We start from the raw sequence: 12,895 nt of genomic DNA, 5'->3' as shown, positions 1-12,895 counted from the left end.
GCTGACCGAGCCGTCATTGCACACGAATTGCGCGCCAGAGCAATGCGCCACGCCGCCCTTGCTGCCGCTGCAGGGGTAGTTGGCGGCATGCGCCGTCAAAAACCCGCCCAGCATAAGCAGCGAAAGCGCTGCGTGGCGCCACATGGCTACTGCGCGGGGGTGAAAGCCACGAGCATGCCCATGCCCTGGATCAGCGTGGCGGATATCGTAACGTTGCCAACGCTATCGCTCGCGGTGTCAGCGTCCTTGCTGTCCATGGCCTTTTTCATCAGGCGCACAAGGGTAGCCGAGACCTGTTCGCGCCGGTCGCCTCCAGTCAGCGAGTTGCCAACGATAAGAAGAAGAGACATCGTATTAATGGTTTTTGTATTGTCGCCCCCCGTCACCGTCACCATGACCGACTCAAGCCTGCCGCTTTGCTTGTCCACAGTGCCAATCATTGGCGTCTCTGCAATGGTGTGATTCCAAGTGTTCTTCTTGCTGCCATTGCTGATGGTGAACGGTCGCTGAATCGGCCACCCATTTCCAAAGTCTTTGGCAAGCGAATTGAAGCGTGTGCGGAATTCGTTGGAATCAAAGCCGAAATTCGGCCGGGTATCCTCCGTGGCTGGCTGCGCGGCGGGCGCTGTGCTCGCGGGAGCCGTGACAGCCGCAGGGCTTGCGGATTCTTTGGGGGGACTGCTGGGGCTGCACGCATACACCACAACCCCCACGATGCCAATCAACAGGATCAGACCAAGGAACTTGTCTGTTCCGGTGATGGTCGGGTCTTTGACTCCGCAGTTCGGGCAGGTCTTTGCACCTGTTGAGACTTCTTTCTTACATTCTTTGCAAGGCGCCAATGCCATGGGTGTCCCCTCTCTTAAATGCGGCGGCCACCGCCCATCAGGTGGCCACTCGGTTGATAACTCTTAGGTAAATGGGTCGTTTATGCGCGTGCGGCAATGGCCGCCAGCGTGCGCAGTGCAGCCTGCGCCTCTAAGGGCGCCTTGTCGTAGTGCCGCAGCAGCTGCTGTGACTCAGAACTGACTGATGCCGCCGCGCCGGCATCACCGCCCGCCGCGCCTGCGCGCAGCGACAGCAGCACATAGCCAACATCCACACCCACGGCGTGCAGCTGCTGCAGCGCCTTGGCATCGGGCGCGAACTCGCCCTCTTCAAATTTCAGCAGGGCCAGGCGATCCACGCCCGACTTGGCGGCCAGTTGGCCCACGGTCAGCTCCAGCCGCTTGCGCTCTTGCACCAGGCGGGCCGCAAGCGTGGCAGCGGGCTGTGCATGCTCTATCGCGCTGGGGTCAAAAGTACGTATGCCCGTGAGCACATAGCCGGAGTCCACCCCGAACCCGCGAATGGTGTTGAGGTAGCCAACATCAGGCAGATTTGCCCCCGTCTCGTAGTTCGATTGAGTGTTCTTGGACACCCCGCCCAGGGATGCAAACGCCTCTTGGCTTAGGCCAAGCCGTTTGCGCTCCTCACGCAACCTTTGGGAAAATTCATCCATTTTTTTGGTAAATCTGTTGACTTTCCCAAAAAATTGGGCAAAATCCACCGCGTCTTGTAACAACCTATCTCCAGATACTACATGACCACCCCAGCGCACCACACCCGCCACCGCTCGGCCACGGTCGAGCCCCTGATGTACTCCAAACGCATTCCCTTGGGGATGACCGGCGAAGAGCTGGAACGCGCATGGGACGGCGCCCAGCACGAGGGCCGCATCGTGCTGGGTCAAACCGACACCGCCGCCGAGCGGCGCTGAATCGAGTGCGGCCAAACATTCAGCGCCACGATAGAAATCACGCGCACCCTGAGCCCCAACGCCACGCCCCATGCATGGCCCGAGCCTCTCTTGCCGATGCCCACCAAGCAGTCCTGTTCGCTGCGGGAGTGCTCAAGTACACAGTGAAACGCATCCTGTACGACGGGGCACAGGAGCGCTACTCCTGCCCCCACCTCAGCCGGGCATTTGCAGCGCTCAACCAACTTCCTGCTCCCGGCTGCTGCCCGGCAAGCCGTCCGCATGACCCGGCGCAGGTGGACCTGCTTTCACTGCTCGCCCTCATCAGCTCGGAGCTGGAGTTCGCATGCGACACATTCCGAGAGAGCCAGCTCAGTGCAGCAAATGAAGCGGCCTTTGTTCATGGACTGCTGGAACACGCCTTTGAATTTGCAGACCGGCTGTTCGGGGCCTACAACGAGCTTCCCAACTCCTTGGACGACCTGCGCTTCCTGGCCAGCTTTGCTGCAGCCAAGGAGGCTGGCAACGGTATCAATACATTCGGCAGCCAGGCAGATACAGCATCACCAGTCACAGCAGCATCGCCGTTGCTTGGAAGCGGCCACCGGGCCAGTGAGTTGCTCATTCGTTGCTCGTTCGACATCGAGGCAGCAGCCCACGCCGTGACAGCGCTGGGAGATCAGATCACGGAACCGGAGCAGATTCAGATCGCCTCGCTGATTCGCTGCTATGGCGCACGCATCGCGAAACTCAACAGTGTTCTGATGAGCCATCTCACCGGGGACGAAGTGATCACCCTGGCGGATGCGCAGCACGCCCTGTACCAAGGGGCCAAGCAGTTGCCAGAAGGAGCCCTGTGACGACGTACGGCGGAAATGGTCCCTTGGATTGAGCGCAGCGCATTTGTGTGCCGCGATCTACGCCCCCTTGGCGCGGCGTCCAACCTCGGGTAGTCAATAATGTGACCTTTGCCCGCCACCACGCCCCACACGATGGATACGGCCCAAGGCGGGCAGTACGACACAAGAACATTTGCGCCTTCCTGCGGCCCCGCGCCATCCAGGCAGGCCTTGCCCGGCACCTTCGCGCCGCCGCAACCTGTTGATTCCCAAGCCAATGAGCGACCTCTCGCAAAGCACACAGCCCTCTCCGGCCCCTGATCTGTCGGCGCACACGCCCATGATGCAGCAGTACCTGGGCATCAAGATCAACTACCCCGACACGCTGGTTTTCTACCGCATGGGGGATTTCTACGAGCTGTTCTTCGGGGATGCGGAGAAGGTGGCGCGGCTGCTGGACATCACGCTGACCACGCGCGGGCAGACGGCGGGGCAGCCGATTCCGATGGCGGGCGTGCCTTTCCATGCGCTGGAGAACTACCTGGGCCGGCTGATCAAGCTGGGCGAGTCGGTGGCGATCTGCGAGCAGGTGGGCGAGGTGGGCGCCGCCAAGGGCCCGGTGGAGCGCAAGGTGGTGCGCGTGGTGACGCCGGGCACGCTGACCGACAGTGAGCTGCTGTCGGACAAGAGCGAGGCCATTTTGCTGTCCCTGCACACGGCCGGGCGCCAGCGCTGCGGCCTGGCCTGGATGGCGGTGACGCAGGGGCGCATCCATCTGGCCGAATGCTCCCACGACGAGCTGGGCGCCTGGATTTCACGCATTGCGCCCAGCGAGCTGATCTACAGCGCGGGCGTGACCGAGCGTTTCGAGCAGAGCCTGTTCGCGCTGCGCCATGGCGGCTCCATCGCCTGCCCGCTGTCGCCGCGCCCCGACTGGCAGTTTGACGGCGGCCTGGGCGAGCGCAAGCTGCTGGAGCTGCTGGGCGCCGCCAGCCTCAAGGCCTGGGAGGCCGAGGACCTGCCGCTGGCCCATGGCGCCAGCGCCGCGCTGCTGTCGTATGCCGAGCACACGCAGGGCCGCAGCCTGTCGCACATCCACGCTCTGCAGGTGCAGCGCGACGATGAGCTGATTGCGCTGCCGCTGGCCACGCGCCGCAACCTGGAGCTGGTCAAGACGCTGCGCGGCGAGGATTCGCCCACATTGTTTTCTCTGCTGGACACCTGCATGACGGGCATGGGCAGCCGCCTGCTCAAGGCCTGGCTGCTGGAGCCGCGACGCGACCGCACGCAGGCCATGGCGCGGCTGGAGGCCACGCAGGCACTGCAGGGCGCCAGCGCAGGCGGCATGGCCGCGCCCTGGCAGCAGTTGCGCGAGCAGCTCAAGGGCGTGAGCGATGTGGAGCGCATCACGGCGCGCACCGCACTGCGCCAGGTGCGCCCGCGCGAGCTGGTGGGACTGGGCCGCACGCTGCACAAGGCGGCCGTGCTGGCCCAGGCCGGGCAGACACCCTCGGCCCACCTGACCCAGCTGTTTGCAGACCTGCAGCCGCCCGAGGGCTGCGCCGAGCTGCTGGTGCGCGCCATCATGGAAGAGCCGGCCGCCCTGGTGCGCGACGGCGGCGTGTTCGCCACGGGCTACGACGCCGAGCTGGACGAGCTGCGCGCCATCCAGAACAACTGCGACGACTTCCTGCTGGAGCTGGAGGCCAAGGAAAAGCTGCTGACCGGCATTCCCAACCTGCGCGTGCAGTTCAACAAGGTGCACGGCTTCTATATAGAGATCACCAACAGCTACAAGGACGCGGTGCCCGAGCGCTACCGCCGCCGCCAGACGCTGAAGAACGCCGAGCGCTACATCACGCCCGAGCTCAAGGCCTTCGAGGACAAGGCCCTGTCCGCGCAGGAGCGGGCGCTGCAGCGCGAGAAATTCCTCTACGAGCAGCTGTTGGACCAGTTGCAGCCCCATGTGCCGGCGCTCACGCGCGTGGCCGGTGCCATTGCGGCCATCGACGTGCTGTGCACGTTGGCCGAGCGCTCGCTGACGCTGAACTGGTGCGCGCCCGAGTTCGTGAACCATCCCTGCATCGAGATCGAGGCCGGCCGCCACCCGGTGGTGGAAGCCCGCATGGCCGAGACCTCCAGCGGCAGCTTCATCGCCAACCACACGCGCATGAACGCCAACACGCGCATGCAGATCATCACCGGCCCCAACATGGGCGGCAAGTCGACCTATATGCGCCAGGTGGCGCTGATCGTGCTGCTGGCCAGCATGGGCTCGCATGTGCCGGCGTCCAGCTGCCGGCTGGGGCCCATCGACGCCATCCACACGCGCATCGGCGCGGCCGACGACCTGGCCAATGCCCAGTCCACCTTCATGATGGAGATGACCGAGGCCGCGCAGATCCTGCATTCGGCCACGCCGCACAGCCTGGTGCTGATGGACGAGATCGGCCGGGGCACCAGCACCTTCGACGGCCTGGCGCTGGCCAGCGGCATCGCCACCCAGCTGCACGACAGGACGCGCGCCTTCACGCTGTTTGCCACGCACTACTTCGAGCTGACCGAGCTGCCGGCCAAGGCACGCGCGGCCGTGAACATGCATGTGAGTGCGGCGGAGTCGGGCCAGGACATCGTCTTCCTGCACGAGATCCAGCCCGGCCCGGCCAGCCGCAGCTACGGTATCCAGGTGGCCAAGCTGGCGGGCATGCCGGCCGGCGTGCTGCACCACGCGCGCCATGCGCTGGAGGCACTGGAGGCCCATGCCGACGAGGGCCGCCTGCAGGTGGACCTGTTCGATGCGCCCGACATGCCCGAGCCCGAAAGCCGCCACGATCCGCTGGCCCAGGCGCTGGCCGCCATCAATCCCGACGCACTGAGCCCGCGCGAGGCGCTGGAAGCCCTCTACCAGCTCAAGAAGATCGCCGCCTGAACGCGGTCAATCGCCTCGCACTAAACTTGCCATTTCCGCAGATTCGGACGTTTCCATGACTTATTGCGTTGCCATCAAGCTCAACGCCGGCCTGGTTTTCCTGGCCGACTCGCGCACCAATGCCGGCCTGGACCAGATCAGCTCGTTCCGCAAGCTCATGGTCTACGAGAACCCCGGCGACCGCTTCATGGTGCTGCTGTCGGCCGGCAACCTGTCCATCACCCAATCGGTGCGCGAGCTGCTGGAGAGCCAGCAACTGCGCGACGAGGCCACGGGCGACATGCTGACCATCTGGAACGTGCGCAGCATGTTCGATGCGGCCCGCGTGCTGGGCGCGGCCGTGCGCCATGTGTTCGAGCGCGACGGCGTGGCGCTGTCGCGCTCGGGTGTGGACTTCAATATCTCGCTGGTGCTGGGCGGCCAGATCCAGGGCGAGAACATGCGACTGTTCCAGGTCTACTCGGCAGGCAACTTCATCGAGGCCACGAGCGAGACGCCCTACTTCCAGATCGGCGAGTCCAAGTACGGCAAGCCCGTGCTGGACCGCGTGATCACGCCGCGCACGCCGCTGGACGAGGCCGCCAAGTGCGCCCTGGTGTCCATGGACAGCACGCTCAAGTCCAACCTCTCGGTGGGCCTGCCGCTGGACCTGATCGTGTACGAGAAGGACCGCTTTGCCTCCGACAAGATCGTCAGCATCGACGAGAGCAATCCGTATTTCCGCATGCTGCACGACAGCTGGGGCGAGCGCCTGCGCCATGTCTTCGACAGCATCGAAGACCCGGCCTGGGAGGGCAGCGATTCCGCGGTGCCCATTCGCGTGCACAGCCGCCAGGCCCAGCCGCTGACCAAGGTCACCGCGCCGGCAGGCGCCCTGCGCTCGTCGGCGCGCAGCATGGGCCGGCTGCCGCCTGCGGCGCTGCGCCAGCCCTATCACAGCGGCACGGGCGCAGGCCTGGGCACCTCCACGGCCGACGGGCTGGCCACCTCGCCCATGACGCCCCTGCAGCCGGGCCCGGCATCGCCCATGCGGCCGGACGCCGGGCAACCCTCCGGCCACCAGCAAGGCATGCCGGATGCTCCGGACCGAACCGGCCAGGAGCCCCAGCCGTGAACGCGGCCCGGCCCGCGCTGCGGGCCGACAGCGATGCGGGCACGGAATCGGCACCGCTGCCCGTGGTCTTCTCGCATGCCAACAGCTTTGCGCTGCCCACCTACCGGCTGCTGTTCTCGCTGCTGGCCGAGCGCGGGATCGCGGCGCAGGGCGTGGAGCGCTTCGGCCATGACCCGCGCTTTCCCGTCACCAACAACTGGCCGCACCTGGTCGAACAACTGGCCGAGTTCACGCGCGCCGAGGTCGAGCGCGTGGGCGGTCCGGTCTTTCTGGTCGGGCATTCGCTGGGCGGTTTCCTGAGCGTGATGACCGCTGCGCGCCACCCCGAACTGGCGCGCGGCGTGCTGCTGATCGACTCGCCCCTGCTCAGCGGCTGGCGTGCCAACGCCGTGGGCGTGGCCAAGCGCACCCAGCTGGTGGGCTCGGTCTCGCCGGGCAAGATCAGCGCCCGCCGCCGCAATGCCTGGGACAGCGACGAGGAGGCGCTGGCCTACTTCCGCGCCAAGAAGGTGTTTGCGCAATGGCACCCGCAGGTGCTCCAGGACTATGTGCAGGGCGGCCTGGCCGATTTGGACGGCCGGCGCACGCTGCACTTCACGCGCGAGGTGGAGACCGCCATCTACAACACCTTGCCGCACAACCTGGCCTCGCTGCTGCACCACCATCCGCTGCGCTGCCCGGCGGCCTTCATCGGCGGGCGTGCCTCGGTGGAGATGCGCCAGGTGGGCATGGACCTGACGCGCCGCATCACGCGCGGGCGCGTGATGATGCTGGACGGCAGCCACCTGTTCCCCATGGAGCGGCCGCACGCCACGGCCGCCGCCATCGAGGCCTCGCTGCTGAACCTGCTCGGCCCCGAGGGCTGAACCGGGCACCCCGAATGTGAAAAGGCCACCTTGCGGTGGCCTTCTGCGTTGGTGCCTGAGGAATGCCTGGGGCCCTTCGCCCAAGCCTGGGTCAAACCTCGCTCCAGCTCACGACCCCGGTGAAGGCCGTCACCAGCACGATGATGCCGAAGGCGATGCGGTACCAGGCAAACGGCACGAAGCTGTTGGTGGAGATGTAGCGCAGCAGCCAGCGCACGCACAGCCAGGCGCTGATGAAGGAGAACACCAGGCCCACGGCGAACATGGGGATGTCGGCCGCCGACAGCAGGGCGCGCTCCTTGTAGAGGCTGTAGACGCCGGCGCCGATCAGCGTGGGAATGGCCAGGAAGAACGAAAAGTCGGTGGCCGCCTTGCGCGACAGGCCCATGAGCATGCCGCCGATGATGGTGGCACCGCTGCGGCTGGTGCCGGGAATCATGGCCAGGCACTGCACCAGGCCGACCTTGAGGGCATCGAGCGGCGTCATCTCGTCCACGGTCTGTACGCGCGTGGCCGATGCCGGACGGCGCTCGGCCCACAGGATGACGAAGCCGCCCAGGATGAAGGTGGTGGCCACCACGGTGGGCGTGAACAGGTGCGCCTTGATGAACTTGCCGAAGATCAGCGCCAGCACCACGGCCGGCAGGAAGCCGATGATGACGTTCAGCGTGAGCCGCTGCGCCTGGCGGCTGGTGGGCAGGTCGACCACGGTGGAGCGGATCTTCTGCCAGTACACCAGCACCACGGCGAAGATGGCGCCGGTCTGGATGGCGATGTCGAAGACCTTGGCCTTGGCATCGTCGAAGCCCAGCAGCGAACCGGCCAGGATGAGGTGGCCGGTGGAGGAGATGGGAAGGAACTCCGTCAGCCCTTCCACGATGCCCATGATGGCGGCCTTGACCAGCAAAAGAATGTCCACGGCAAGCGTCCTGTCGCAATGCAAAAGTGGGCCATTATCTGCGCTGGCCATGGCCTGCCGGTGTCCGCCTGCCCGCCTGTCAGCGGCAATCGCAAACTTTTACAACGCGCGGCCCGCAACGTTGCTGCGCGCCCGGCACTGTGCTGCAATGTGGGTGCGCTGGACTTCAGCGCGCCTTCAAAACCATTCCATCATGAAAAAAATCGTTGTTCTGGCAGTTGTCTCCCTGGCCTGCAGCATGGGCATGGCCGCAGGGGACAAGGCTCCCACGGCCCAGCAAAAGCTGATGGGCACCTGCAACACCGAAGCCACCGGCAAGAAAGGCGATGAACGCAAGGAGTTCATGAAGTCCTGCCTGTCCGACGGCAAGAAGCGCCAGCAGGAACGCATGAAGACCTGCAACGTGGACGCCACGGGCAAGAAGGGTGATGAGCGCAAGGCGTTCATGAGCGAATGCTTGAAGAAGGACTGACCCCCTGAGGCGCTGCGCGCCTTCCCCCTCTCGCTGCGCGGGGGGGACGACACCCTCGCTGCGGGGCGGCCCTTGCTCGGTGTCCCTCGCTTTAGGGCGCGCCAGTCGGGATGGCCTTGAGCCCGTCAAGCATTGCAAAAAGCCACCGTTTTCGGTGGCTTTGCTGTTTAGGCGGATAGTTTTCTGATTTGGCTATCAATGGAGCCGTGTACTACCGACAGCCGTTCAAACTCGCAGGGCTCAAGCGCGGGCAGCCGAGCAAGGGCCGCCCCGCAGTGAGGGCTGCGTCCCCCTCCGCGAAGCGAGAAGGGGGAAGCGGCGCAGCCGCTCAGGGGGTCATCTTCCTAGCTCTGCGCTTGCGCCACCAGATGATGACGCCGGTGATCGACAGGACGGCGACGAGCACGCCGACGAAGGACATGAGCACGCGGCCGAGGGTGCCGAGGATGCGGCCGCTGTGCAGGGGCAGTTGCAGCTGGACGAAGACGTCGGCTGCGGTGCCGTGCCAGGGGCGGTAGGTGCCCAGGACTTCGCCGTTGTCCGAGCTGACGTAGATGTTGGACAGGCCCATGCCCATGGCGCCGGTTTCGTCGTGCGGGTCGAAGAAGGAGATGTTGTAGAACGGGAAGTCGCCGCCCCACCAGATGCCGCCTGCGGGCTGGGCGAAGCCCAGGCGCTTGGCCTCGCTCTGGGCGATGGCGATGGCCTGGGCGAACGAGACCTGGGGCACGAGGAGCGTGCCCTGGGGCGCGGGCTTGAGGGTTTCGTAGGGGCCGGGCGTGGTGGTGGAGACGGTGCTCATCACCGGGTAGAAGACTTCGCGGTACAGGTTCAGCGAGAACGAGGTGAAGGCCACGATGACGATGACGGCCCAGACCCACAGGCCGCCCGCGCGGTGCAGGTCGAAGTTGAGCTTGTAGGCGCCGCCGCCCCAGCGCACGCGCCATGAGGGCAGCCAGCGCCGCCACCACGATCCCACGGCCGCCGTCAGGCGCGGGGCGCTTTTCCTGAGCTTGACGGGAAAGGTCAGCAGCAGCGCGACAAAGCTGTCGGCCACCCACAGCAGGGCCAGGCTGCCCATGAACCAGTAGCCCCAGCGGTCCGTGCCCCAAAAGCGCGGGGCCAGCAGGCTTTCGTGCAGGTGGCGCAGCCAGGGCATGAGGTTGCGCTGGCTGAGCGCGAAGCTGCGCCCGTTGCGCTGGCCCGTGATGTGGCCGCTGACGGGATCGACAAAGACCGTGTCATAGCCCAGCGCAGGCGCCTGGCCCGTGGCCGGGTCGGGCCGGGGGCGCACCATGAACATGGCGGCTTCGCCCTCGACCAGGCCCAGGGTCATGTAGCTGATCTCGGCGCGCGGCTCGCTGGCCTGCACGGCGGCGGCCAGCTCCAGCGGGGTCTTCAGCGGGCCGCGTGCCGGGGTCTCCAGCATGTCGGCGTTGAGCCATTCGTCGATTTCATGGTCCCAGGACAGCACGGCCCCCGTGAGGCCGGCCATGGTGAGGAAACCGGCCAGCACCAGGCCAATCCAGCGGTGCACCACCGTCCACAACGCGCGCATGCTTCAGATCGCTCCGGCTCAGAAGTCCACCGATGCGCTCAGCGAGAAGGTGCGCGGCATGGACTGCACCAGGTAGTTGGCGCCCGGGTAGCCGCCCACGGACGACCAGTAGCCCTTGTCGAACAGGTTGTCGATGCGCGCGCGCACGGTCAGCAGGCGGTTGTTGCCGATGTCCATGAGATAACGCGCGCCGATGTCGGTGCGCGTCCACGAGGCCACTTTCAGCGTGTTGGCGCCGTTGGCGTACTGGCTGGAGGTGTGCATCACGCGCGCATTGAGGGCCAGGCCCGAGACGCCGGGCACATCCCAGTCCACGCCCAGGTTGAGCAGGCGCTTGGGCACGCCGATGGCGTAGTTGCCGATGGTGGTGGCATCGGCGGCCTCGCGGATCTTGGCCTCGCTGAAGGTCACGCCGCCCAGCACGCGCAGGCCCTTGACGGGTTCGCCGAAGACCGTGGCCTCCAGGCCGCTGTTGCGCTGCTTGCCATACTGGCCGAAGACCTGGTTGGCCACATAGGCCGAAGGCATGTCCGTGGTGTACAGCGCCACCGTGGCGCCCAGCTGCTGGCCCTGCCACTTGAAGCCGATTTCCTTCTGGCGCGACTTGTAGGGCGCGAACACCTGGCCGCCGTTGGACACGGGCAGGTCATTGGCCGTCTGCGGCGCCACGGCGCCCTTGGTCAGGCCTTCGATGTAGTTGGCGTAGACCGAGGTGTTCTCGCTGGTCTTGAACACCAGGCCCAGCATGGGCGTGGTGGCCGACTTCTTGTAGTTGTCGGTCTGCGCGCCCGTGTTGTAGTCGTAGCTGCTTTGCTCGATGCTCTGGCGGCGCACGCCCACGGTCAGGCGCAGGCGCTCGTCCAGCATCGTCAGCGTGTCGCCGATGGCGAAGCTGTTGAGTTGGGTTTCGCCCACGCGCGTGGGATCGGCCAGGTTGCCGCCGAACAGCGTCATGGCGGGGCGCGCGCTGCTCCAGGGGTTGTAGATGTTGTTGACCACGCCAAAGCCCATGCCCCAGGCATTGCGCTCGGTGGCCGAGTAGGTGCTGGCCGTGGCCACCAGCTCATGGCCCACGCTGCCCGTGGCCAGGCGCGTGCGGATGCCGACCTCGCCCGTGCCCACGCTGTCCTTGCGCTTGTTGTCGAAGCGCGTGCCCGTGGTGTCGCCGGCCGCATTGCTCACGGTCACGCCGCTCAGGGAGTTGTCTTCCTTGCCGCGGCGCAGGCCGCCGGCGGCCCAGGCCGTGGTCGTGTCGTTGATGTCCCATTCGGCGCGCAGCGTGGCGAACAGGTCGCGCTCGGTGGAGTACGACCAGTTCTGGCCGTAGTTGGTCTTGTTGTCGGGCACGGCCGGGATGAAGTTGCCCGGCGTCACGCTGGGGCGGCCTCCGTTGTAGCTGTTGCGCTGGTAGCCCACGTCGCCCGACAGGCGCACGTTGCGGCTGCGCCAGTCCAGGCCCACGCCCAGGCCGGTGAGCGAGCGGTCTTCGCCATCCACGCCCGTGCCGCCGTCGCGGCGCACGGCGTTCAGGCGGATGCCGGTGCTCTGGTCAGGGCCGAAGCGGCGCGAGATGTCGGTGGAGACAAAGGCCTGGCCGCCCGTCTGGATGCCGGCGCCCACGCGCGTCAGCGCATCGTTGCCGGCGCGCTTGGGCAGCAGGCTGATGGTGCCGCCAATGCCGCTGCCACCCGGTGCCGCGCCATTGAGGAAGGCATTGGCGCCGCGCAGCACCTCCACGCGCTCGAAGAACTCCGAGGCGATGTACTGGCGCGGCAGCAGGCCGTACAGGCCGTTGTAGGCGATGTCGTCCGAGTACACCGGGAAGCCGCGCAGCACATACAGCTCCTGGAAGTTGCCGAAGCCGCGCGCCTGGCGCACGCCCGGGTCGTTGAGCAGCACGTCGCCCACGCTCTTGGACTGGGTGTCCTCGATCAGCTGCTGGGTGTAGCTGGTGGTGGAGAAGGAGGAATTCTTCCAGTCCAGCGTGCCCAGCACGCCGTTGCGCGCGCCCGTGGCCACCTGGCCGCCTGCAAAGGGCTTGGACAGGCCCTGGGCCGATGCGTCGGCACTGGCCTCCACCGTCACGGCCTCCAGCACGGGGTCGCCGCCCCGGGTCTGGGCAATCAGGGCCTGCTGGCTGCACAGGCAGAGAACGGCCAGGGAAATCGGGCGGATGGAGGGCATGAGGATGATACTGAGAATGATTTACAGAATCCGTTAGCTTACCAACCACGTTAGGGCGCTGCTATGAATTTTCTCAATCTGTTGCATCGAAGCAATCCTCCAAGTGATTGAATTCAAAGGCTCTTCGCAATAGTTTGTGCGCACTCCCCATAGCCGCAATCTTCCAACGACCACGGAGATCCCTGCAGCTCGCGGCGCCCCGATGCATCTGGCACCCTGCCCGCGCCCGTCCGTCGCATGGCGCTGGCCCGGCCCGCGTCCGGCAGCGACAGTCCT

General features: G+C 66.1%; 11 protein-coding genes. 6 read left to right on the top strand and 5 right to left on the bottom strand.

Annotated features, from left to right (window positions below):
• Positions 1 to 146: 146 nt before the first annotated feature.
• Together LGR64_RS19890 and LGR64_RS19885 are read right to left on the bottom strand one after the other, a co-directional pair.
• Positions 147 to 848 (bottom strand): hypothetical protein, encoded by a 702-nt coding sequence (locus LGR64_RS19890; protein ID WP_230356712.1) that lies wholly within the window; start codon positions 846 to 848, stop codon positions 147 to 149.
• Between the two features lie 80 nt (positions 849 to 928).
• Complete coding sequence (locus tag LGR64_RS19885) at positions 929 to 1,549, bottom strand: helix-turn-helix domain-containing protein (protein ID WP_230356709.1); 621 nt, start codon at positions 1,547 to 1,549, stop codon at positions 929 to 931.
• Positions 1,550 to 1,582: 33 nt separating this feature from the next.
• Between LGR64_RS19885 and LGR64_RS19880 the strand changes: the two genes are divergently transcribed.
• From LGR64_RS19880 to LGR64_RS19860, 5 genes are all read left to right on the top strand, one after another.
• Positions 1,583 to 1,759 (top strand): hypothetical protein, encoded by a 177-nt coding sequence (locus LGR64_RS19880; RefSeq protein WP_198818540.1) that lies wholly within the window; start codon positions 1,583 to 1,585, stop codon positions 1,757 to 1,759.
• Positions 1,760 to 1,833: 74 nt separating this feature from the next.
• On the top strand, positions 1,834 to 2,598 hold the full coding sequence (locus tag LGR64_RS19875) for a hypothetical protein (protein ID WP_230356707.1): 765 nt from the start codon (positions 1,834 to 1,836) through the stop codon (positions 2,596 to 2,598).
• A 319-nt stretch (positions 2,599 to 2,917) separates the two neighbouring features.
• Positions 2,918 to 5,506, top strand: a complete 2,589-nt coding sequence (gene mutS, locus LGR64_RS19870; protein ID WP_230356847.1) for a DNA mismatch repair protein MutS — start codon at positions 2,918 to 2,920, stop codon at positions 5,504 to 5,506.
• A 55-nt stretch (positions 5,507 to 5,561) separates the two neighbouring features.
• Positions 5,562 to 6,620 carry a proteasome-type protease gene (locus LGR64_RS19865; protein ID WP_096915613.1) on the top strand — a complete coding sequence of 353 codons (1,059 nt, stop codon included), beginning with the start codon at positions 5,562 to 5,564 and terminating at the stop codon, positions 6,618 to 6,620.
• Positions 6,617 to 7,486, top strand: a complete 870-nt coding sequence (locus tag LGR64_RS19860; RefSeq protein WP_230356705.1) for an alpha/beta fold hydrolase — start codon at positions 6,617 to 6,619, stop codon at positions 7,484 to 7,486. The genes LGR64_RS19865 and LGR64_RS19860 overlap by 4 nt, the downstream gene beginning before the upstream one ends.
• A 91-nt stretch (positions 7,487 to 7,577) precedes the next feature.
• On the opposite strand, the gene LGR64_RS19855 is transcribed toward LGR64_RS19860, so the two are convergent.
• Positions 7,578 to 8,405 (bottom strand): undecaprenyl-diphosphate phosphatase, encoded by an 828-nt coding sequence (locus LGR64_RS19855; RefSeq protein ID WP_230356702.1) that lies wholly within the window; start codon positions 8,403 to 8,405, stop codon positions 7,578 to 7,580.
• Positions 8,406 to 8,598: 193 nt separating this feature from the next.
• On the opposite strand from LGR64_RS19855, the gene LGR64_RS19850 reads away from it, so the two are divergent.
• The gene (locus LGR64_RS19850; protein WP_043781210.1) at positions 8,599 to 8,877 is read left to right on the top strand and encodes a PsiF family protein; all 279 of its coding nucleotides are present in this window, start codon (positions 8,599 to 8,601) and stop codon (positions 8,875 to 8,877) included.
• Positions 8,878 to 9,205: 328 nt separating this feature from the next.
• Here the strand turns inward: LGR64_RS19850 and LGR64_RS19845 are convergent, their stop codons facing one another.
• Entirely contained in the window at positions 9,206 to 10,435 is a 1,230-nt protein-coding gene (locus LGR64_RS19845) for a PepSY-associated TM helix domain-containing protein (RefSeq protein WP_230356700.1), read from the bottom strand.
• Between the two features lie 18 nt (positions 10,436 to 10,453).
• Positions 10,454 to 12,619 (bottom strand): TonB-dependent receptor, encoded by a 2,166-nt coding sequence (locus LGR64_RS19840; RefSeq protein ID WP_230356698.1) that lies wholly within the window; start codon positions 12,617 to 12,619, stop codon positions 10,454 to 10,456.
• Between the last annotated feature and the right edge of the window lie 276 nt (positions 12,620 to 12,895).

The organism is Delftia sp. Lp-1 (assembly GCF_020523835.1).
GTDB lineage: Bacteria > Pseudomonadota > Gammaproteobacteria > Burkholderiales > Burkholderiaceae_C > Comamonas > Comamonas acidovorans.
Note: the sequence above shows the minus strand (reverse complement) of the source record. Positions and strands in the feature narration are given on the sequence as shown.